Annotated in this window: 22 protein-coding genes, 1 pseudogene and 2 riboswitches; of the genes and pseudogenes, 6 read left to right on the top strand and 17 right to left on the bottom strand. The window is 45.6% G+C overall.

Annotated features, from left to right (window positions below):
- Nucleotides 1-28: 28 nt before the first annotated feature.
- Nucleotides 29-1,207 carry a pyridoxal phosphate-dependent aminotransferase gene (locus CHH91_RS13625; RefSeq protein WP_095224004.1) on the bottom strand — a complete coding sequence of 393 codons (1,179 nt, stop codon included), beginning with the start codon at nt 1,205-1,207 and terminating at the stop codon, nt 29-31.
- A gap of 106 nt (nt 1,208-1,313) precedes the next feature.
- Nucleotides 1,314-1,416, top strand: a riboswitch (SAM riboswitch).
- Nucleotides 1,417-1,492: 76 nt separating this feature from the next.
- On the opposite strand from CHH91_RS13625, the gene CHH91_RS13620 reads away from it, so the two are divergent.
- The 3 genes from CHH91_RS13620 to CHH91_RS13610 all read left to right on the top strand — a co-directional run bounded on the left by CHH91_RS13620 (nt 1,493) and on the right by CHH91_RS13610 (nt 3,754).
- On the top strand, nt 1,493-2,587 hold the full coding sequence (locus tag CHH91_RS13620) for an iron-containing alcohol dehydrogenase family protein (RefSeq protein ID WP_095224003.1): 1,095 nt from the start codon (nt 1,493-1,495) through the stop codon (nt 2,585-2,587).
- Entirely contained in the window at nt 2,584-3,366 is a 783-nt protein-coding gene (locus tag CHH91_RS13615) for a carbon-nitrogen family hydrolase (RefSeq protein WP_095224002.1), read from the top strand. The genes CHH91_RS13620 and CHH91_RS13615 overlap by 4 nt, the downstream gene beginning before the upstream one ends.
- A 94-nt stretch (nt 3,367-3,460) precedes the next feature.
- A complete protein-coding gene (locus tag CHH91_RS13610; protein WP_095224001.1) occupies nt 3,461-3,754 on the top strand; it encodes a DUF3817 domain-containing protein in 294 nt (97 codons plus the stop codon).
- A gap of 29 nt (nt 3,755-3,783) precedes the next feature.
- On the opposite strand, the gene CHH91_RS13605 is transcribed toward CHH91_RS13610, so the two are convergent.
- The 4 genes and pseudogenes from CHH91_RS13605 to CHH91_RS13590 form a co-directional block, all read right to left on the bottom strand.
- Nucleotides 3,784-4,272 (bottom strand): DUF456 domain-containing protein, encoded by a 489-nt coding sequence (locus tag CHH91_RS13605; RefSeq protein WP_286160784.1) that lies wholly within the window; start codon nt 4,270-4,272, stop codon nt 3,784-3,786.
- Between the two features lie 63 nt (nt 4,273-4,335).
- Nucleotides 4,336-5,412, bottom strand: a pseudogene (locus CHH91_RS13600) (tetratricopeptide repeat-containing glycosyltransferase family 2 protein).
- 65 nt (nt 5,413-5,477) lie between these two features.
- Nucleotides 5,478-5,840, bottom strand: a complete 363-nt coding sequence (locus CHH91_RS13595; protein ID WP_095223999.1) for a DoxX family protein — start codon at nt 5,838-5,840, stop codon at nt 5,478-5,480.
- 23 nt (nt 5,841-5,863) lie between these two features.
- On the bottom strand, nt 5,864-6,373 hold the full coding sequence (locus CHH91_RS13590) for an NUDIX hydrolase (protein WP_095223998.1): 510 nt from the start codon (nt 6,371-6,373) through the stop codon (nt 5,864-5,866).
- Nucleotides 6,374-6,447: 74 nt separating this feature from the next.
- Between CHH91_RS13590 and CHH91_RS13585 the strand changes: the two genes are divergently transcribed.
- Together CHH91_RS13585 and CHH91_RS13580 are read left to right on the top strand one after the other, a co-directional pair.
- Nucleotides 6,448-7,491, top strand: coding sequence for an ArsR/SmtB family transcription factor (locus CHH91_RS13585; protein ID WP_095223997.1), 1,044 nt, complete (start codon nt 6,448-6,450; stop codon nt 7,489-7,491).
- Nucleotides 7,492-7,495: 4 nt separating this feature from the next.
- Entirely contained in the window at nt 7,496-8,692 is a 1,197-nt protein-coding gene (locus CHH91_RS13580; RefSeq protein ID WP_176465794.1) for an MFS transporter, read from the top strand.
- 46 nt (nt 8,693-8,738) lie between these two features.
- Here CHH91_RS13580 and CHH91_RS13575 read toward each other — a convergent pair whose 3' ends face one another.
- The 4 genes from CHH91_RS13575 to thiE all read right to left on the bottom strand — a co-directional run bounded on the left by CHH91_RS13575 (nt 8,739) and on the right by thiE (nt 12,629).
- Nucleotides 8,739-10,001 carry a S8 family peptidase gene (locus CHH91_RS13575; RefSeq protein WP_095223995.1) on the bottom strand — a complete coding sequence of 421 codons (1,263 nt, stop codon included), beginning with the start codon at nt 9,999-10,001 and terminating at the stop codon, nt 8,739-8,741.
- 243 nt (nt 10,002-10,244) lie between these two features.
- Nucleotides 10,245-11,315, bottom strand: coding sequence for a copper resistance D family protein (locus CHH91_RS13570; RefSeq protein ID WP_095223994.1), 1,071 nt, complete (start codon nt 11,313-11,315; stop codon nt 10,245-10,247).
- A 6-nt stretch (nt 11,316-11,321) separates the two neighbouring features.
- A complete protein-coding gene (locus CHH91_RS13565) occupies nt 11,322-11,873 on the bottom strand; it encodes a copper resistance CopC family protein (RefSeq protein ID WP_095223993.1) in 552 nt (183 codons plus the stop codon).
- Between the two features lie 117 nt (nt 11,874-11,990).
- Entirely contained in the window at nt 11,991-12,629 is a 639-nt protein-coding gene (gene thiE / locus CHH91_RS13560) for a thiamine phosphate synthase (protein WP_095223992.1), read from the bottom strand.
- Nucleotides 12,630-12,804: 175 nt separating this feature from the next.
- Here thiE and CHH91_RS13555 point away from each other — a divergent pair, with 175 nt between their 5' ends.
- Entirely contained in the window at nt 12,805-13,128 is a 324-nt protein-coding gene (locus CHH91_RS13555; RefSeq protein WP_176465793.1) for a YckD family protein, read from the top strand.
- Between the two features lie 39 nt (nt 13,129-13,167).
- Here the strand turns inward: CHH91_RS13555 and thiM are convergent, their stop codons facing one another.
- The 8 genes from thiM to CHH91_RS13515 form a co-directional block, all read right to left on the bottom strand.
- Complete coding sequence (gene thiM, locus CHH91_RS13550) at nt 13,168-13,965, bottom strand: hydroxyethylthiazole kinase (RefSeq protein WP_095223990.1); 798 nt, start codon at nt 13,963-13,965, stop codon at nt 13,168-13,170.
- Nucleotides 13,952-14,788: a bifunctional hydroxymethylpyrimidine kinase/phosphomethylpyrimidine kinase gene (thiD, locus tag CHH91_RS13545; RefSeq protein WP_095223989.1), complete on the bottom strand. Its 837-nt coding sequence runs from the start codon at nt 14,786-14,788 to the stop codon at nt 13,952-13,954. The genes thiM and thiD overlap by 14 nt, the downstream gene beginning before the upstream one ends.
- Complete coding sequence (gene tenA, locus CHH91_RS13540; protein WP_095223988.1) at nt 14,781-15,479, bottom strand: thiaminase II; 699 nt, start codon at nt 15,477-15,479, stop codon at nt 14,781-14,783. The genes thiD and tenA overlap by 8 nt, the downstream gene beginning before the upstream one ends.
- A gap of 115 nt (nt 15,480-15,594) precedes the next feature.
- Nucleotides 15,595-15,695, bottom strand: a riboswitch (TPP riboswitch).
- A gap of 60 nt (nt 15,696-15,755) precedes the next feature.
- Nucleotides 15,756-16,784, bottom strand: coding sequence for a spore photoproduct lyase (splB, locus tag CHH91_RS13535; protein ID WP_095223987.1), 1,029 nt, complete (start codon nt 16,782-16,784; stop codon nt 15,756-15,758).
- Nucleotides 16,777-17,022 carry a transcriptional regulator SplA domain-containing protein gene (locus CHH91_RS13530; protein WP_038557971.1) on the bottom strand — a complete coding sequence of 82 codons (246 nt, stop codon included), beginning with the start codon at nt 17,020-17,022 and terminating at the stop codon, nt 16,777-16,779. The genes splB and CHH91_RS13530 overlap by 8 nt, the downstream gene beginning before the upstream one ends.
- Before the next feature lie 188 nt (nt 17,023-17,210).
- Nucleotides 17,211-18,923, bottom strand: coding sequence for a methyl-accepting chemotaxis protein (locus CHH91_RS13525; RefSeq protein WP_095223986.1), 1,713 nt, complete (start codon nt 18,921-18,923; stop codon nt 17,211-17,213).
- 202 nt (nt 18,924-19,125) lie between these two features.
- Complete coding sequence (locus tag CHH91_RS13520; protein WP_286160783.1) at nt 19,126-20,157, bottom strand: EAL domain-containing protein; 1,032 nt, start codon at nt 20,155-20,157, stop codon at nt 19,126-19,128.
- Nucleotides 20,157-20,570 carry a secondary thiamine-phosphate synthase enzyme YjbQ gene (locus CHH91_RS13515; RefSeq protein WP_095223985.1) on the bottom strand — a complete coding sequence of 138 codons (414 nt, stop codon included), beginning with the start codon at nt 20,568-20,570 and terminating at the stop codon, nt 20,157-20,159. The genes CHH91_RS13520 and CHH91_RS13515 overlap by 1 nt, the downstream gene beginning before the upstream one ends.
- Between the last annotated feature and the right edge of the window lie 39 nt (nt 20,571-20,609).

Genomic DNA, 20,609 nt, shown 5'->3' with positions numbered 1-20,609 from the left:
GCCAGTTCCCACCGGGACTGGCTCTTTTTTATGCTTTAGAAAAGATACCGAGCTTTTCAATCCGCATCGCTGCTTCCAGCAATCTTTCTTCTGTATCCAATAAACCAGCGCGAACGTATCCTTCTCCATATTCCCCAAAGCCATTGCCCGGAGCGACCGCCACATGCGCCTTTTCCAGCAGCAGATCAGCGAATTCTTCAGACGTGTAACCATGCGGAACTGGCAGCCAAACGAAGAAGGTTCCTTTGGGCTCCGGAACGTCCCAGCCAATAGCACGTAAATGGCCAATGAAAGCATCCCTTCTGCTCTCATACGTGTGGACAAGCTCCTTCACGCATGTCTGATCCGCTGTCAGTGCATAAGCTGCCGCCTCTTGCATGCCGCCGAACAGACTCACGTAAACATGGTCCTGGATTAAATTGATACTTTCAATAACAGATGCATTACCAACTGCAAAGGCGATGCGCCAGCCTGCCATATTATATGTTTTGGATAGAGTGTACATTTCAATGCCAACTTCCTTGCTGCCTTCGGACTGCAAGAAGCTCTGCGGTTTTTTCCCATCAAACCCAAGTGCACCATAAGCGAAATCATGCAATACACAAATCTTATGTTCCTTCGCCAGTTCCACCGTTTTATCGAAGAACTTCTGATCTGCAGTAGCAGCAGTCGGATTGTTCGGATAGTTCAGGAACATCAGCTTTGCTTCTTCCAAATCACCTGCGGGAATAGCAGTATAATCAGGCAAAAATTCATTTTCTGCGGTTAATGGCATGAGTGATGTCCGCGCTTGGGCAAGTTCGATACCGGACAAATAATCCGGATATCCCGGATCTGGAAGCAGTGCCAAATCACCTGGATTCAATAGACATTGGCTGATTTCCACCAAACCTGTCTTAGAGCCGAACATGATGGCCACTTCTGTTGCGGGATCTAGTTTCACACCGTATTCCCGATCATAAAAGTCACAGACTGCCTGTTTTAGAAAATCAAAGCCTCTGAAAGGTGAATATTTATGATAAGCCGGATTATCGGAGGCTTCCTTCAATTTCTCAACGATATGCTGCGGCGTCGGCAGATCAGGGTTTCCCTGTCCGAGCTTGATGATATCGTGCCCCTCCTTCTCCAGCAACCCTACTTTATGTACTAAGCCGGCAAAAAACTGTTCCGGCAAACGTTTCAATGCATCCGAAAACGGAAAATCCATCTTACTCACTCTCCTGTTGTCTCCCACATTCTATTCTGACTATTACCAATCTTGACAGTCTTGGAAATAGAATGCGATAATGAACAAATCATACATGAATCACACACTCTTATCAAGAGAAGGCGGAGGGAATTGGCCCTATGAAGCCCGGCAACCGGTGCTATTTGCACACGGTGCTAATCCAACAGCTAGACGCTGAGGGATAAGGGGACGAGACACACGCCATTCCTCTTCCATATTCGTCTGGAAGAGTTTTTTTATGTAAAAAATCAAAGAGGTGACAACATGACCATCAACATAAAAGGCGCTCCGAATTATTACGCCTGCGAGGATAATATACTACAAAGCCTTCCAGCAAGACTTAAAGAATTGAACTGGACAAATGGATTGCTTATCCACGGAGATGCTTCCTGGAAAGCGGCTTCCCCATTTCTGGATCCAATCGATTTGCCAGTGAAACGAGTAGCCTATAACGGCCAGTGCACACATGCGGAAGCAGCCAGATTAGCAGATATCGCAAAGGACGAAGCTGCTCAATTCATAATCGGTGTCGGAGGCGGAAAAGTGTTGGATACTGCTAAAGCTGCTGCCAATGATGCAGGATTGCCGGTCATCCTGATTCCAACGATTGTCTCTAACTGCTCCCCATGGGCTTCACTTAGCGTTTTCTATGATGAAGCAGGTAATTTCGTCGAATATACAGTGTTTCCGCGCAGTGCATTTATGCTGCTAGTCGAGCCGAAGCTGCTGCTAACGACACCTGTACCCTATCTGATTGCCGGCATTGGCGATACATTGGCTAAATGGTACGAAGCGGATGCACTTACCGAACACATGTCGGATCAGCCGCTTGCAGTCCAAATATCCCGCAACGCAGCTAGGTTGTGCCGGGATATCCTTATAGGGGAGGGAGATGCTGCTATTTGTTCTTTGCAAAACAAGCATGCTGACAGTGCATTTCTCCGCGTTGCAGAAACGATCATCATGGCTGGCGGAATGGTTGGCGGTTTCGGTGATGAATATGGCCGTATTGCTGGTGCTCATTCCATTCACAACGGACTGACAAGACTTCCAGAAACGCACGAGCAGCTGCACGGCAATAAAGTCGCTTATGGTATTCTTGTTCAGCTTGCACTGGAAGAAAAATTCGAAGAAATCCGCACATTGCTCCCTATCTATCAAAAGCTCGGATTACCAACTGTACTTAAAGAGCTTGGCGTAATAGAAGATGTGGACAAAGCGATGAAAATTGCAGCAGACGGCGCTGTCGCTCCAGGGGAATCCATTCATTTCATGCATGTTTCCGATTCAGATCAGGTGGTGGACGCCATGCGAAGTGTCGAGAGATTCGTTGCGGCAAATAAGGGAGTGACACAATGAAACTTGCTTTAATTCAGCATGATATCGTTTTTGGTGACCCGGAAGCCAACTACAGCAAAGTGGAAGCATTAATAACAGAAGCACAGGAAAATGCGGATGTTCTCGTGCTGCCTGAGCTTTGGACAACTGGCTATGACCTGACAAGGCTTGATAACATTAGTGATGCAGAGGGAGAAACGACGAAACGCTTCATCAGCAGACTAGCTAAGACACATCAAAAATACATCGTCGCTGGTTCCATAGCCAAGCAGACCGAAGCAGGTGTCTTTAATACGATGCTTGTCTTCGGACCAGCTGGTGAGCTGCTACATGAATATGATAAAGCGCACTTATTCCGGTTGATGGATGAAGAGAAGTTTCTGACCCAAGGCGACAAATCCGCCTCCTTTTCCATAGGAAATAAGCGAGCAGCTGGTGTCATCTGCTATGACATCCGTTTTCCTGAATTCATCCGTACGCATATGATTCACGATCAGCAAGTGCTATTCGTCGTTGCAGAGTGGCCGAAGCCGCGACTCGATCACTGGCGGGCGCTTCTGCTCAGCAGAGCAATCGAGAACCAATGCTACGTCGTTGCTTGCAATCGTGCAGGAAGTGATCCAGCTAATGAATTTGCAGGACACAGCTTGATCATCGGGCCATGGGGCGAAATCATTGCTGAAGCTGGAGAGGAAGCAACCATTCTTTATGGTGAAGCAGATCTTGATCAAGTGGATGACGTGCGCAGCCGCATCCCTGTGTTTCAGGACAGACGTCCTTCCATCTATGATGTGAAATGATATTTTGACAATGTTATGACAAGTTCTCCCGAGGAGTGGTAAATAGGGGCAAGCTTGCTTATACTATTTATAAATAGTTTTTGGGAGGGCTTTCATGCAAGCGACATTGAAATGGTTCCGTATCATCGGATTTCTCGAAGGGACTTCCTTGCTTTTGTTATTGTTCATGGCAATGCCTTTAAAATACATGATGGATATACCGATCTTCGTCACCTACATAGGTGCCATCCACGGCGGTTTGTTCGTTCTGTATGTCGTATGGACCGGGTACACTACCCTGAAAGTCCGCTGGGGCTTGAAATGGGCAATTTTAGCCTTGCTAGCATCTGTCATTCCATTCGGATATTACATCTTCGATATGAGACTGCAAAAAACAGAATACGCATAAGAAAAAGCGAGCAGAATGCTCGCTTTTTCTTATACAAAGGCTGCTACAAAGAACCACACAATCATGATCAATTGAATGATAATCTTAGCAATCGAGCCGCCAAGGAAGCCCAGCAATGAACCGATAGAAGAGTAGATAGCTTCCTTCGGTGTTCTTTTTTGAACCAGCTCTGTCACAAGCACTGCTACAAACGGCACGACAATGATGCCAAAAGGCGGGATAATAAAGGAACCAACAATTACACCAATTGCTGCGATTCGCTCGCCCCACTTACTGCCGCCGAATTTTTTAACAAAATAACTGTTAGCAATAATATCCGAGATGATTAAAATCACCGTCAGGATAACCATCGCTATCCAGAAGATTACAGATAAATCCCCATCACTGAGCATAAATTGGAAAACTAAGAATCCAATCCATAACATTAACGGAGATGGGATGACAGGATAGACAATTCCCGCAAAACTTGCGATGAATGCCACCGCAATGATAATCCAAGCAATAATATCTAATGCCACAACCAATCCTCCATATCTTTCCTTGATAGTACGTATTATGACATAGGAAGCATCAAAAGGAAATCAAAGACTGAGCTTCTCAAAGAATGCAGTGTTATAACGGACACTCGGGAGATCCGGGTTATAGGACACAGCTTTTTCATGGGCTGATTTTGCCTGATCGAGCGAACCGATACGGGAGTAACAAAACGTCAGCTGCAAATACGGATACCAAGTCGTATACGCTGGTACACTGAAGCCTTGCAGCTCCTTTCCTTCATAGTCCAAAGCCTGCTCATACCAATACGCAGCTGCATGATAGTTACGATCTTCGGTCAGCAAATCACCGATTAGCCAGCAGAATTCAGGTCGCGGCCGATCATACTGAAAGGAACGGAACAAATGCGCACGATATGCCTCCATATCTCCTTCGGCCTTGCAGCAATCCGCCAAATATTGGCACGCTCGGATATTGTCCTCCACCCAGCCCTTCTCTGATTGAAGAAACTCCATATAATAAGATTTGGCACGCTCGAACTTTCCATGATCCTTCAGTTCATTTGCATAATAAAACATATCACGTGGTGTGAGTTCCCTGCCTGAAGCGACGTAGGACTCATAGATCCTTAAATTGCGGTCCGAAATCGTAAAGGTCTTATCGCCCTTCCGATGCGTGACGGCTATGTCCGAATCAACGATATTTCCGCCGAATTCCAGGTATTCATGCACAGCACCCTGCCAGCGGAAGTTCTTGCTCCGTTTCACAACTCGATTTCTTCTCTACAAGTATAACGGCCGGCCCGCACTATCAAGTGATGTATGATAATACATTGATACAACATCCACTTCATCGGTTAGATCGCTTCACAAAGTACGGAAAGCCTCCTGGTCTTTCGGCAAAAGAATATCATCCGCATCGAGCCACATGATATATTCTCCCGTTGCCTTACTGAAGCTGTAATTCCTAGCAGCGGAGAAATCGTCAATCCACTCGAAATCAAAGATTTGTGACGTGTACTCCGCCGCAATTTCCTTTGTCCGATCAGTAGATCCTGTATCTACAATTATTATTTCATTCACTAATCCCTGGACACTCTCCAAACAACCGGCCAGTACTTCTTCTTCATTTTTTACAATCATACACAAACTGATGGAACGCATAGGTCACCTCGGCATACATGATATTCCCAATATATGCGAAGCTCTTGAGGAATTGCAGAAGCAACTTATCTTGTAACCTTCCAAACCCACCAGATAAGTACCGGCTGTACAAGAAGACGAGCATAGAGGATTGCTTGATTTGTCTCCTCAAAGCCTGGCATCGGTATATCATACACGGCGCTGTATATGTTTGCCGGGAAGATTGCAATCAAGTAAATAACAGCGACGATAGCAGTTAACTTCCTGGTAGCGGGTGCAAGTAATCCAATAGCCAGGAGAATCTCTGCTATGCCAGTCAGATAAATCAATGTATAGCGCAGCGGTACATACGCTGGCAGCATGGCAACGAAACCATCATCCAATACAAAATGTGAGATACCAGCCGCAATAAACAACAAACTGAATGCATACAAACCTATTTTTCTCACCTAAGCTGCACCCTCTTTTTTCCTTATCTAATACCCTGATCTCCTTCCAGGAAACTCTCCTCTTTGATTTCCCACTCTGAATAGGTGATTGTTTCTAATGGCAATTCAGACGACAATAGCCATTTAACCGCCTGCATGACCAAAGGTGAGCTGTTCGTAATGGATAAATTAGGAATAGAGACCCATTCTGCCCTTCTCGCATCCTGCCCTGTAAACTGCTCCGGTATATGCAATTTGCCAGATGCCTCTGCTGTATATAAGACAGCTGTATGGTGTACATGGGTAAAGTCCTTCCACTGCCACGGAAGCTTGAAATCGATAACACCAATCTGCTTTTTCACCGCTGCAGTCATTCCAGTTTCTTCCTTCACTTCACGGATGACAGCCTCCAGCAATCCCTCCCTGCTTTCCAGACTTCCACCTGGCAAGTCGTAACGATTGATATAAGGGCCGCTTCCTTTATGGATAACAAGCAAATCTTTCTCTTTATGTATAACTGCATAAACACCAAATGCACGATGATAGTTTAGCATTTATTTTCCCCTTTATTCGAATTTTATTGAATATAACATTCTATTAATATAGAATTATTCTTGAGGTGATAGATATGCAGATAATTCAGACAGGCTTTAAAGCAAAATATGATTATACCATTTGTTTTGAAAAATCGTTACTATGGGAAGCTGCTTTAGGAATTGCCGCTGTCACGAATGCTTCTTTGGCCGGGACTCTCGAGCATGTGGAAAAGATGTGGAATGATCCTGAAAATGGCTTTTCGAATGAGCTACAGCACGAACTGCACGAAGTCCATCACTGCAACACCTGGAAGACGCTTCTTCAGCTGCTGCACTACTCAAACGCCAGAACCTTGGAGGAATGGACAGCTGAGGTTTCAAACATGCCTGACCAGACATTACGGGAACAAAGTCTTCCCTATATCGGCAGCGCATTCGAAAAGCACCGAATGCAGGCTGCTCAAGGTAGTGAAAGCTCACTGACCACTTTGCGAGAAGTTACTGCAGATAACCCTTTCTTTCCGAATTATATCGCTTTTATTGTCAATGCAGATATCCCTTCCCTGAAAGAACATTTGATTTCCGTTATGAAGAAATGGTTCGAAGAAGTGATCAAACCGCAGGATAGGCTTTTACTGGGTATGCTGGAGCGAGACGTCGCAAATAAAGAACAAAAGCTGCCCGCAATGGATAAACTGACCTTTATACGCTGGGTGGTAAATAGTACAAGCTACAAGCCAGATGATGCTATTGATACAATACTGTTTATTCCCCATTTCCACTACAGACCATGGACCATCAGTGCGGATCTGCCTGCTACAAAGGTTTTCTATTATCCCATCCATGCCAATAGCATCGATCCAGACAACAGGTATAATCCGGATACGATGCTTGTAAGAAAGTACAAGGCATTAGGTGATGCAACCAGACTTAACTTGCTGAAACGATTGATGGAAGGTGAACAAACACTGCAGCAATTAGCAGAGCAGCTTCCCGTCGCAAAATCAACACTGCACCATCACTTGAAGATGCTCAAATCCGCCGGACTTATCGAGTCAGATAAACAGGCTTACTACGCAAATAAGGAAAGTATTGCTTCCCTGGATCATGAACTGCGAACCTTTTTGGAAGAGTGATTACATGACTGTACAGAAAATCACGCTAACCCATCCGCTATCACGCCTGATGATGAGCACCACAATGGCTTCTATGGCTGGACAAGTATACAGCATCCTGCTGCCGCTGCTAGTACTTGAGGTTACCTCTTCCACTATCGCCGTTACGATTGCAATAGCTGCAGAGCGGGCGACGATGCTGCTGCAGCCTCTTATCGGTCCTTTTCTCGACCGTACAAACTGGAAGCATGTCCTTCTGATTGCTGACCTTGCCCGCTTTCTCTGTTTTCTGCTACTGAGTGTATTCGCTGTAACAAACCAGATAAGTCTCCTGCTTGTCTGTATCATATCCATATGCATCGGCTTCGCCAGTCAATTCTACCAGGGTGCTCAATTTACTGCCATTCCACATCTAGTTGCCGATCGGCAGCTTCATTATGCCAATAGTCTGGAAAGCGCTCTTTTTCAGCTTACCATTGTAATCGGACCGAGCATCGGTGGTGTCGCGCTTCTATTCTTCGGCATCCATTACAGCTTAGTAGCAGTAAGCGGACTTTCCCTGCTCGCCGTTTGGTTAGTGCTCCTGCTGCCATACGAACAGCAAACGACCAGCTCTAAGACATTCTCCATATCCCATTACATACACGAGCTGAAGGAAGGATTCATTTTCATTTATCAACAGAAAGAGATTTGGTACACTAACCTCATCTTACTGATTTCCAACTTCGGCATACAATTTCTCATTGTTTTGCTGGTCATCTATGTAAATCAACTCACAAACGACCCTTTGCTGCTTGGCATAGTATTATCTTCTGGCGGAATCGGAGCCATTCTGGGTACATCTCTGGGTTTCTTTGCTGATCGTTTCTCTACATACAAACAACTATTATTCGCAGCCAAAGTGATTGGCGGTTTATCCATCATCTTCGTCGGTCTGTCAGAAACTATCTGGCTGACAGCTTGCTTCAATATGGTTGGAACAGCAGCTGCTGGTGCCGTTAACCCGATCATCAAAACAATTCGGCAGCGCTATACTCCACGGCATTTACTAGGTCGCGTCCAATCCACATCCCGCTTCATTACGTTTACCTTACTTCCTGTTGCCTCTGTTTGCGCGGGTCTCTTATCAGAGTGGATCGGCGTTGGGCTAACAATTGTACTTGGCGGATGCATCGCTAGCATTTCTGGTCTTCTTGTATGGCAATTGCCTCAGAAGCTATAAAAAAGAAGGCTCCTCGTGAGGAGCCTTCTTCATTCATTTCTAAAGATTATTGAACACGCGGGAATCCGAAACCGGAGGCATAATCATCGCCTCTGGCAGCACCATAGCCGCCAAGGATATCGTTGGAACGCGCACGTGACTGCAATGTCTGTCTCACTTGGGAGCTGCTCAGGCTAGTGTTCTCGGACCAGATTTTTGCTGCCAGACCAGAGATATGCGGTGTTGCCATGGATGTACCCGTCAATGACGCGTATGTGTTCCCTGGATAAGTGGAAAGTATGGCTGATCCCGGAGCAGAAACTTCCACATCACCTGTCTGGATGACATAATCACCATCTGTACGACTGTAGCCTCGGGAGGAGGAATCAGCAACTCGGTATGTACCGTTTTGCTGACGGTTCTCCAGGTTGGCAACTGCAACAGCTTCCGGCAGTGCAGCAGGATAGCCGATGGAGCCTTCATACGGCCCAGAGTTACCAGATGCTGCGATGACTAATGCACCTCTGCTGTTTGCGTAACGAACTGCACTGGAAATGAGAGAATCCTGGCCGCCGCCGAGCGACATCGAAATGACAACTTTCTCGCCGCGGTTTGCTCCGTCATCGGCAGCTTTCCGGATTCCATTTGCGATGTCATCGGAATAACCGCGACCATCATCACCAAGTACCTTATATGCCCATAGATCTGCTTCCGGTGCTACACCATAGATGCCTGAACCATTTCCTCCGTTGGCAAGTGCAGAGCCAGATACGTGCGTACCATGCCCATCACGATCGACACAAGTCCCATTCACTTGTCCGCTGGATGCTTGGGTAAAGTCGACACACTGCTCCACATTGGCAGCAAGGTCAGGGTGATTGACAGAAGTACCTGTATCAAGTACAGCGATATTGATATTGTTTCCGCCGCTTGTACTAGTAATGGATGGATTATTATAAATTGCTTGAATTCCCCATGGTGTGCGGTCAGATACCGCTTGTGCTGACACATCCCGTTTCTCGGACACTTCCTGCTTCGTATATACACTTACTTCGGTTACTTCCAAAGCTTTATCAGCTTTTAGCTCCTTGAGCTCTTTTTCAGATACCTCAGTAGTAAACCCTTCCTTACCGAAGCTGTTGCGAACGCCATGCTCTTCCTTGACCTTGTCTGTAGCCTGGGTGGAAAACACACCGTCCTTCTGCTTTACGAGAACGCGGACTTCCTCATTCTTTGCCGTTTCATCAGGAGCAGCTGATGCTTGTAACGGCTGGAATACAGATAACCCTATCATTGCGACAGCAGCGACACTAACCAGTTTTCTTTTCATTCGATCACCTCGCTAGATTTTATAGTAACTGAAGTGGAGTCCGGTCATCTGTCCTTCTAGACTCTCAGAAACTATTACAGTAAATCTAGCATAGGCTAACTTGGAAATGTATTGGGAAAACAGTCGACAGCAGCGCACAAAAAAAGACATTATTCCAATTTCTATTTCCTTTTCGCTGCAGAATGTTTGCCTAGCGGAAACTTTCTGTGATCAAAGGTGGAATAATGCCGTTATATGAATCTATTAAAATTGCAAACTAGTCATTATGGCAGTGTACAAAAGTGCCGAAGCAGCAAATGCGGCCGCCAATGCGAAGCTTGCTGCAGCTCTTTTTTTGAAAAGATAGACGATACTAGTCAAAAATAGGCCAAATCCGATGAAGCAACTAATCCCAAACACACCCCAATGCCAGGTTGCGACACTTTCAGCTGTCACACTAGAGAAAATGCTGCCAAATATCGGAGCAGCACCCTCATTGCTTAAGGTCGCTGGAATATCGGCGGGTGTGGCAGAAGTGCCAACAATCGCTGTGCAAATGAATACAATCGTCAGCAGGATTGCTTCGGCTCGGATCCAATTAAGCGGACGAAATGCAGGATCACGGTGAGCTTTACGTGCAAGAATGCCATTAATGACAGCAAATACAAGTACTGGAATGAATACGATATGTTTCAAGAACAGCATTTGTCCATACGTCAGCATCAACGCATTTCCGTAGTTTCGAATATCCATTGCGAACAGCATGACGGTTATGCCGCTAGCCATTACCAGCATTACCAGCAAAATGGCGAAAGGCGTAAACCATTTCAGGAAACTTTCCCAACTGAATTGTTCTGATGCATAAAAACATACATGAATCAGTACACCGACCCAAAAAACAGCAGCACCCAAATGGATGAAATGAGCAAAAGCACCGATCAACCCACCCTCTGTTGCTGTATGGCTGCCATAGGCACTAAGAAAAAGCATACCTAGGAACAGGATGAGCGTGAGAAGCGGAAATTTGTTGAAATAAATCAGCAGCCAGACAAATATTGCCAGAACGAAGATGCCGATCCAGACTCTTCCAGCTGTAAATTGGAATAATACTTGGCTCAATGCATGCCCATATCCATTCTGTGCACCTATCAGAGAAACGAGATTGATAACAGGACCGCTCGTGACTAGCGCAGCAGAAGCAGCAGCGGCTAATACGTCACTTCGCGGTGTCCGGATTGCTGCTTCTTCCTTGCGTACAAACCGGAAAACAAGATGACCAGCGAGAAAAGAAAAAGCGATATACGACAGTAATTCTAACAATGGAACGAGAATCACGGTGAGTTAGTCCTTTTTACGATAAGTGAAGAACAAAACAGCGGCACAAAGTAAGACGATGATCACCAATCCCGTTATGATAAAACCTGAATCGGAATCTTCTTCTTCATGCGATTTCTCTGCAGCTGTTTGCTCCTGTTCGTTCACTTGTGTATTTTGTTCACTTTGATCTTCCGATTCCTGTTCGCTACTTTCCCCATTGGATGTCAGACCTTCTGCTGTAAAGGAAACTGTGTTACCGACTTCATGTCCATCAGCTGAAATCACCTTATAACTGAGCTCATAATCCCCATCAATCATTTCCTCTGTTAATGGGACGGTAACAGTCGTCCCATCGACGGCTGCAGAATCTGTGGCTAGTGCTTGTCCGTTGACTGTCACTGCCGTCTCTACTACATCCTCCACATCCGAGTTGAATGTCAGAGTGAAGGCATCCATACTCTCTGTCACTATATCACCTTGTCCTGGATCCGATGCCGTCAGTACTGCATGAGCGGACACAGTCTGCGGCAGCATATATAAGAACAATGCCAGCAAGACCAACATTGGCTTCTTCATATTTACCACTCCAATTTTCAAATGTCTCTTTCATCGTATAAGAGAATATAGATAGCGTATAGAACGAATTGTGACCAAATACTTACATTTTAATTCCACAAAATAAAAAAGATGCACTCACTTGTGCACCTTTTCCATCTTCAGCTCATTTACTGCCTGCTGGATATCAGCCGCTTTGGTTAGGACGGAAATGAAAGAAATACCATCCGCTCCGGCTTGCCGTACAGCCTCGGCGTTCTTCTGATTGATCCCCCCGATCGCGACCATCGGGAAGTCACCAATTTGTTTCCGAATCTCACGCAGTCCTGTCAGTCCAATCGGGAATTTGGCATCAATCTTCGTGCGAGTAGCGGCAATTGGCCCGACACCGATGTAGTGGGCTCCATCCTCAATTGCTTTTTTAGCTTCTTCGGCATTTTGAGCACTCACACCAATAATGAAATGCTCTGGACAGCGCGCCTTTACTTGCTGCATCGCTTCGTCCGTTTGTCCGATATGCACGCCATCTGCACCAATCGCAATCGCAAGATCCACATCGTCATTAACAATGAAAGGAACGCTATGTGCCCGACACCTTGCCTGAAGTCGTTCAGCCAGCTGTCTCTTCTCCTGTCCAGTCCTAGCCCCTTCCCCTTTTTCACGTAACTGGAACATGGTAATTCCAGCTTCAAGCGCCTGTTCCAGTATGTCCTCCGGGTCCTTATCCTGACAGTTTTGACTGCCCATGATGAAATATAGCTCCAATTCTTCTTTCATGTGTATAACTCCTTTTCCAATTAAGACATTCCACATCCCCATTATGTGTTGAACATGTTCCCATTCCTCAGGTCAAAAATTCCTTTCTCCTAAATTAGGAAAAAGTGTGGAAGATGGATAGCAATCCCAAAACTGCGTAAAGTAAGCCCAAGCTTTGAACAAGGAGATGATAAAATTGAAATGGATAAAAGCCGGGGCTGTAGTAATCGCTCTATGCTTCGGATTGGTCATATCCAATCCAGCTGCCGGTTTTGCGGCTGACAAAGCTGTCGCTGATGTACTGACAGAAGAGCAGAAGCAAGAAATAGCAGCTTTGCAAAAACAGGCATTAGAGCAGGAAAAACGAATCATTGAGAAGTACGTTGAATATGGTGTTTTCTCTGAAGAGAAAGCAGATCAAATCGAGAAGCATTTGGATCAAAGATTTAAACAATTAGAGCAGGATGGTTTCATTCCGAAACCGCACAGGCATGGCCCTCATCCTCATCCAGAAAAGTGATATCCAACAATCAGCAGGCATGCGCTGCTGATTGTTCCTTTATGTTTTCACTTCGAATTGCTCCACCTTCTCCGAATCAATCACCTGATCTCCTAACAAATAAAGCTGATCAAGAAAAGCAACCTGAAAGCTGCCTGGAGCGTTTACTGTCTTAGCCGCTTTCTCTGCTGCAATACCATAAAAGGCAAGAGCACCGATGCAAGCTTTCAGTACGTTGTCAGCTGCTCCTGCACATGCCGCTATAACGGCACCGAGCAAGCAGCCGGACCCTGTTATTTTACTTAGCATCTCATGCCCATTAGCTACACTATACGTATGGTTCCCATCTGAAAGGATATCTATTTTACCGGTTGCAATCACAATCGCATCCAATTCCCTGGCCAGCTGCTGCACAATACTTGGTGAAATACCATCATCGGATCCATCTACACCTTTCACTTTGACAGAAGTTCCGCCTAGGACGGATATTTCACCTGCATTACCGCGAATAACAGTGACATCCACCTCCGCCAATATGCGGCGGGCCGTCTCTGTTCTGTACGCCGTGGCACCTACTCCGACAGGATCGAAAATCACCGGTATCCCGAGCCTATTCGCTTCTTTTCCGGCTAGGATCATTGCTTCCACATCTGCTGCGGCAAGTGTGCCGATGTTCAATAGCAGCGCCTGTGCATGCTGGACCATCTGCGCGGCTTCTTCCTTTGCTGATGCCATCACAGGAGAGGCTCCGAGTGCGATCAAACCATTCGCCGTAAAGTTTATGACAACCTGATTGGTAATGCAGTGAATCAATGGATTCCTTTCCCGGACTTGCTTTATCACATCAGTATACTTCATTATGCTGTTCCTCCTGAACTGGAACACCTTGCAGACGATACCCCCAATGATTTGTCGGACCATTCCCTTTTCCAAGCTGAAGCGAATAACGTATTGCGTCTGTCACAAAATTTTTACCGATCCGGACTGCTTCTTGCAGAGATTTCCCTTTAGCCAGTTCTGCTGTTATCGCTGCAGAATACGTGCATCCCGTCCCGTGCGTATGCTTTGTCTGTATACGTTCTGCTGTGTAGGCTGTGAAGCTATTTCCGTCGTAGAGCCAGTCTGACGCAGATGCTCCTTCCATATGACCGCCTTTCATCAGGACAGCCTTAGCCCCATATTCCTGGACAATCATTTTCGCTGCGGTTTTTATGCTATTTTCATCTTCGATGCGAATACCCGTGAGTTCCTCTGCTTCCGGTATATTCGGTGTAATCAGGGCAGCGAGTGGAACAAGATGTTTCTTCAATGCATCTCTGGAATCCTCTCCCATGAGTGCATGTCCGCTTTTAGCATACATAACAGGATCCATAACATAGGCAGTCTTTGATTTAATTAAAACGGCAGCGACGCAGCGCATCATCTCTTCTGATGCAATCATCCCGGTTTTTACAGCAGATGGGGGGATATCAGAGAAGATTGATTCCAGCTGCTGTTCAAGAAATTCTCCTGGAACATGATGCACTGCCTGTACTCCTGTCGTATTTTGGGCAACAAGGGAGGTGACAACGCTCATACCGTAAACTTCAAGCTCCTGGAAAGTTTTCAAGTCAGCCTGAATTCCAGCCCCTCCCGAAGGGTCTGTTCCCGCAATTGTCAAAGCGCTCCTTATATCAGGCATGAATGGACGCCCCTTTCAATGGGATCATCCAGTCTTGCTGTGTGGCTGCCATCTCCCAAAAATTATACTCCAGCATACAGCTCTTAAGAAAAGCTTTCCGTGCACGTTCCTTTGCAGCCGCTCCTGCTGTCTCGGCCCACTTGTCCAGTCGCTTGCTAAGTTCTGACGTGACATCCGGCATACCGTCTTCCCTGCTGGCATAAAACTGAATCCACTCCAGGAATGGATTGGATTCATCCGGTGCCTTTGTTTGGATAATATGTGCCGCCAGCGCTTGATACGTCCATGGGCAAGGAAGCAGCGCCGCCATCAGCTCCCCTATATCTCCTTGTACGGCACTGTTCATCATGTGTGAAATATAATGGTCAGCAGCAGGCGGTGGTGTCATCCGCTGCAGATCCTCGTATTGCACACCAGCTACCTTGCAGAAGACGTTATGCGGATGAATCTCACTGTGCAGGACAAAATGAATTTGAGACTGATAAAATTCCATCTCTTCTCGGGTTTCGCATTTACTGACTGCCAAACCGTAAATACGGGCAAATGCTGTCAAATACTCATAGTCAGCTTTCACATAATGGATCAATGCCTCACGCGGCACATATCCATTCGCAACTCCTTCTACGAAAGGATGTGCATAAATTGCTTCGAATACCGGGTTTGCTTCTTCTCTCAATTGTGCAGAAAACATGTTTTTCTCCTCCTATTGGAGAAAGCCCCGTCGGAAGGGTGAATGGCGCCGGCCATATAAAAAAGCCGCTCCAGAAGTATGGAGCGACTCGTATAGTCAAGTGTGCAGAAAATACACGAATCCGGCTCCACTTCCCTACGCTGGTGTTAACCAGATCAGGTTCAAAGGGATAAAGATCACTCTTATCTCAGCCAAATGGCACCCCTAGTGGACTTCCTCGAAATTCAATTGTCCTCTTAACTATCACATGCACAGATGCGATTGTCAACCGATGAATCAAGTGAAATATTCAATCCTTGATTGCGGGAACATTTTATAGATTGTGCTTCCTATGACATCCTTTATTTCTTCTTGCTCCTCATTTTGGTAGACGTATTTTCCGATGCCATAGCGCCCCCATTTATATTTCCGTTTGCTTTCATCCAGCTCAAGCTTCGACATCGGATAATTTTTCTCGATAACGCGCTTTGCCGGCTTCGTGAATCGATGCTGGATCAATTCGAATGTCAGGTTCTTTTTGGCATGTTCAGGCAAAGCTGCTTCCAGATGCTCGAGCATTTCCGGATAGCCCTTCTGCCAGCCGTCATGCAAATAAATCGGAGCGACGATGAATCCAAGCGGATACCCGGCCTCGGCTACTTTCACCGCAGCTTCGATTCGATCCTTCAAACGGGAAGTCCCTGGCTCAAAATATTTGATCACATAATCATCATTGATGCTGAAGCGGAATCGCGTTCGTCCTTGATGGTCAGCGTCCAGCAAATGATCCACATGGGCGAATTTCGTTACAAATCGCAGTTGTCCGTGCTTGGATCGACCGAAATATTCAATTGCATGTTTCAGCGTATGCGTCAGATGGTCGATACCAACGATATCTGACGTACAGGAAGCCTCAAACCGTGTTTCTTCCGGGGCTCTTTCCTGCATGTACTGCTCTGCCGCATCAAATATTTCATCCGTATTCACATACGTACGTATATAAGGCTTGGATCCCATCGTCGTTTGCAGGTAACAATAATGGCAATGCCCCATGCAGCCTGTCGCAAATGGGATAGCGTATTCTGCTGATGGTTTCGATGTATCGAATTTCAGTGTTTTCCGAACGCCGACGACAAGCGTTGATTTGGCAGTACGGTACTTCTGGAAATCATTATCACCAGGCAGGTTCCGAACCTGATTATGGGAAGTTGTCTCGCGTATTTCTACACCCATGTCCCTGAATTTATTCCGCAGCTTCACGCCGAGCGGATACTCTAATGCCCTAGGCTCTATATACACAAGCTGCGGTACAAATGGCTTAACCATAATAGCCTCCATCGGCTAAACCAAAAGCGGATACATATGCTTCTTCCGCCTCTCCGAGATCCTGATAAACCGCCACCTCATCATTGAGCGGATAATAGGTTTCATACACAAACAGAGCCAGTTCCCCTGGCTTTTCCGGGTTATGGACGACCGCAGCCTCTTGTATATTGGCTACACCCTGTGCATGGGGGTTGCGGATAATTACATAGACGATTTCTCCTGCTTGAAAAGCATCCATTACATTGCCTCCTTTGTACATACTGCGACTAGTATGCGCAGTTCGGTTACAAACAATGTAAAAAAATGAACCCTTTTCCAGGAAGTATCCGTCTACTTCTTAGAGGAGGGTTCATATGAAATGGATGATATATGTTTTTCTATTATTGATCTTATCCTTTATCGGTTACTATCTGCTAACCAATTAACTTACACACGGAAACGAGCAATAGCGGTTTGAAGCTCCTCTGCCATAAATGCAAGAGAACTGGATGATGCCGCAATTTCCTGCATGGCAGCCAGCTGCTGTTCTGTGGCAGCTGACACACTTTCGGTCGAAGCTGCTCCTTCTTCTGCGACCTCGTTCACATCCCCAAGGGACATATTGACTGAATCTGTACCAGCAATCATACCTTCCAGAGCAACTCTCACCTCTTTGAATTCATCCACCAGACCTGCTACCGCAGTTTCAATCTGAAGGAAAGAACCGCCCGCTTGATCGACAACTCGTGTACCAGCTTGTACTTCATCCGCTGCATGCTGCATCAAATCTATTGTTTTAGTCGTATCCTGGTGGATAAAGTCAACCAAAGCAGCAATTTGTCCTGCTGCTCCCTTCGTTTCCTCAGCTAACTTGCGCACCTCATCCGCGACTACTGCAAATCCCTTTCCATGCTCTCCAGCCTGTGCTGCCTCGATAGTGGCATTCAGCGCAAGAAGATTGGTCTGTGCGGAGATATCCGTGATAACGCTCGTAATATCACTGATTTCCCGAGACCGTTTGTTCAAACTGTCGATCGATGCAGAAAGCTCCTGCACATGGGAAGTGATTGTTTCCATCTGTTCATTTACATCCTTGATTGCATGCCCACCCTGGATAGATAGTTCAGAAGTTTTTTGTACTGCCTCTTCAACATTCTGAGCGTTTGAAGCAAGCTTGCTCGTATGCTGCCCCATACTGCCCATTGTCCCTGTAGCAGTTGTAACTAGCTCAAGCTGCTGGACTGAACCTTCTGCCAGCTCTTGAATCGTTTTGGCTACATGTTCAGATGACGAACTGCTTTGTTCCGCACTTGCACTCAGTTCTTCTGCAGATGCAGCCACTTGCTGGGATGTATCATTCACAACTCGGATAATAGACCGCATACCATCTGCCATGGCATTATAAGAAGCCGTCAGTTCGCCGATCTCATCCTTGGATTGATGCGTGCCATCCGAACTGAAATCTCCATCTGCAGCCTTGCCCAATAAAATACGCATCTCTTTCACTGGAGAGACGATAAGCTTCGATATAATGATTCCTATTGTAATCAGCAGTATTAAGGCTACACCTATGACGCTAGATAAGACTATGGTAGCTAGTCTTACGTCCTCAGTTGCCTGCACATAAGTTTGTTCTGCTTCCTTCGTATTCTGGTCCTGCAGTTCTTGCAGAATATCATTTACTACTGTACGCTGCGGAATCTGTTCTTCTACAAAAAGATTGTATGCATCATCATTTTGATTTACCAATGCAAATTTCAGCACTCGGTTCCTAATGTCATTTAATTTATTGCGTTCTTTATTATAAGATTCTAAGATTTCTTTTCCTCTTGCTGACATACCGCTGTTTTCCAGTTTTTCTAGTTCTTCCTCTACTTGAGCACTGGACTGTGAAAGCATTTCACTTAACTCGTCATTTCTCGCAGAGTCCTTATTAAGCATCAGTTCCAATACATACGCATCGTTCGATCTATTATTCACTCGAATCTGACTTATCGACAAGTTAGGGAGAAGCTTCTCCTTGTACATCATTTCGGCATCCTTTGCCATATCTCTGGTATATATTATCCCAGATGTTCCTACAATTCCCAGTGCAATAGCTCCGACCAAGATTAAAATAAGCATTTTTGTCCTGATTTTTACATTTTTCAATAATTTCATTCCAGTATCCCCCTGATGATAGCTATTACACAGCTATTTCCCACCGTATAATGACTTTCAATATATCGGCCGGCTTTCCAGAACTTGAAGTTATTTTTAAAAAAATGTAAAATATTTCGATCGATTTTTCTAATAAAGTTTAAAAACCCCGCTATCAATCGTATACATTCCGATTGATAACGGGGTGGTTCGGACGAATCTATTATCTGGTAGGAAACAGCACATCTTCTGATACAGCTTCGGTACTCGGTTTCCCGATAAAGTAGCCTTGCGCTAAATCCATTCCAATTTGTTTACAGAAAGTAAGCTCCTCTTGCCTTTCAATTCCTTCTGCCAGCACCTGTGTGCCAAGGAGGCGGGCAACGTCCATTACTTTAAATAGAAATTCCTGTTTCTGCGTATCGCTGTCGCAGTAAGATATGTATGCTCTGTCAATCTTGACAAAATCGGGCTCCAATTCTTTAAGCAGTTCAAGCGTGGAATAGCCTGCTCCTACATCATCCAGTGCAACCTTCATTCCTTCTTGCTTGTACCGTTTAAAGATACGCTTCAAGCGAGCGACGTCATCCAATTTCTCTGTCTCAACTACTTCAAAAACAAGGTCTTTCGGATCCACTCCATATTGTTCGACTGTATGGAATGTCTGCCTTAGACAGAAGTCAGGATTATAAATGGTTGATGGCAGGAAATTGATGAAGCTTTTTACTCCATCGGGAATAGATTCCTGTGCCCTTTTTCTGACTGCAGTCTTTCTCGCTCGCTGGTCGAGCATAGAAGTAAGTCCTGCTTCTGCTGCGAAATTAAATAGTGCAGCTGGTGAGACTTCCCGTTTATCTGCCCGCAGCAAATGCTCGAACCCGAATATTTCCTCATTCTTCATGGAAACGATCGGCTGCAGGAAAGACTGGAATGCTCCCTTGTGAATAATGTCTGTGAAATGCGGAAATTGAACACGTTGGAGCAGCTCCTCGACAGATACCATTGGATAGCTATTAGTTACTTTCTTGGCGACGGTACACCTTACATCCGGTATACTTTGGCTGCGCAAGGACAGGAGCATCTGCTCTAATTGCTGTAAGCTGAAATATTGGAGAATCGTATATGTATCTTCTTGCCGAGGCGGATTTTCTGACGATAAATTCCTGAATGATTCTGGTGAACGCATCAGCAATTCACCCTTCTCCGGTATATCAAGGACCGTCCCGCACATGGCACATACAGAAAGCTGTTCCATCATACACCTTCCTTTCCGGATGATAGTACTTGGACTGCATATTTTCTTGTTCTCGGTCCATCAAACTCACAAAAGTAAATACCTTGCCATGTTCCTAATACGAGCTCACCCTCAGAGATTAGCACTGTCTGAGCATGTCCGACGGTACTTGTTTTCAAATGTGCTGCTGTATTTCCCTCCGCATGCAAATCCTGTTCTTGTTCCCAAGGATATATCTCCCTAAACCTGCGAAGAAAATCCCGCTTTACATCGGGATCAGCATTTTCATTAACGGTAATGCCCGCCGTCGTATGCAAAGAAGAGATGACTGCTATTCCTTCTTGGATGCCAATTGATTGGATATAGCGCTGAATAGAGTCAGTAATATCAATCATATCATCGTGGTGCTTTGTATGTATTTGAAATATGTCCATAGTCCTGCCTCCTATCCGTCTCTATACCCGAATTTATTC

It is taken from the genome of Virgibacillus sp. 7505 (genome assembly GCF_002272135.1).
GTDB lineage: Bacteria > Bacillota > Bacilli > Bacillales > Amphibacillaceae > Terribacillus.
Note: the sequence above shows the minus strand (reverse complement) of the source record. Positions and strands in the feature narration are given on the sequence as shown.

Coding starts and splice junctions, on each gene's coding strand:
- CHH91_RS13625 (WP_095224004.1), bottom strand. CDS start 1,207: ATGGATTTTCCGTTTTCGGATGCATTGAAACGTTTGCCGGAACAGTTT.
- CHH91_RS13620 (WP_095224003.1), top strand. CDS start 1,493: ATGACCATCAACATAAAAGGCGCTCCGAATTATTACGCCTGCGAGGAT.
- CHH91_RS13615 (WP_095224002.1), top strand. CDS start 2,584: ATGAAACTTGCTTTAATTCAGCATGATATCGTTTTTGGTGACCCGGAA.
- CHH91_RS13610 (WP_095224001.1), top strand. CDS start 3,461: ATGCAAGCGACATTGAAATGGTTCCGTATCATCGGATTTCTCGAAGGG.
- CHH91_RS13590 (WP_095223998.1), bottom strand. CDS start 6,373: ATGCTAAACTATCATCGTGCATTTGGTGTTTATGCAGTTATACATAAA.
- CHH91_RS13585 (WP_095223997.1), top strand. CDS start 6,448: ATGCAGATAATTCAGACAGGCTTTAAAGCAAAATATGATTATACCATT.
- CHH91_RS13580 (WP_176465794.1), top strand. CDS start 7,496: ATGACTGTACAGAAAATCACGCTAACCCATCCGCTATCACGCCTGATG.
- CHH91_RS13575 (WP_095223995.1), bottom strand. CDS start 10,001: ATGAAAAGAAAACTGGTTAGTGTCGCTGCTGTCGCAATGATAGGGTTA.
- CHH91_RS13565 (WP_095223993.1), bottom strand. CDS start 11,873: ATGAAGAAGCCAATGTTGGTCTTGCTGGCATTGTTCTTATATATGCTG.
- thiE (WP_095223992.1), bottom strand. CDS start 12,629: ATGAAAGAAGAATTGGAGCTATATTTCATCATGGGCAGTCAAAACTGT.
- thiM (WP_095223990.1), bottom strand. CDS start 13,965: ATGAAGTATACTGATGTGATAAAGCAAGTCCGGGAAAGGAATCCATTG.
- thiD (WP_095223989.1), bottom strand. CDS start 14,788: ATGCCTGATATAAGGAGCGCTTTGACAATTGCGGGAACAGACCCTTCG.
- tenA (WP_095223988.1), bottom strand. CDS start 15,479: ATGTTTTCTGCACAATTGAGAGAAGAAGCAAACCCGGTATTCGAAGCA.
- splB (WP_095223987.1), bottom strand. CDS start 16,784: ATGGTTAAGCCATTTGTACCGCAGCTTGTGTATATAGAGCCTAGGGCA.
- CHH91_RS13530 (WP_038557971.1), bottom strand. CDS start 17,022: ATGGATGCTTTTCAAGCAGGAGAAATCGTCTATGTAATTATCCGCAAC.
- CHH91_RS13525 (WP_095223986.1), bottom strand. CDS start 18,923: ATGAAATTATTGAAAAATGTAAAAATCAGGACAAAAATGCTTATTTTA.
- CHH91_RS13520 (WP_286160783.1), bottom strand. CDS start 20,157: ATGGAACAGCTTTCTGTATGTGCCATGTGCGGGACGGTCCTTGATATA.
- CHH91_RS13515 (WP_095223985.1), bottom strand. CDS start 20,570: ATGGACATATTTCAAATACATACAAAGCACCACGATGATATGATTGAT.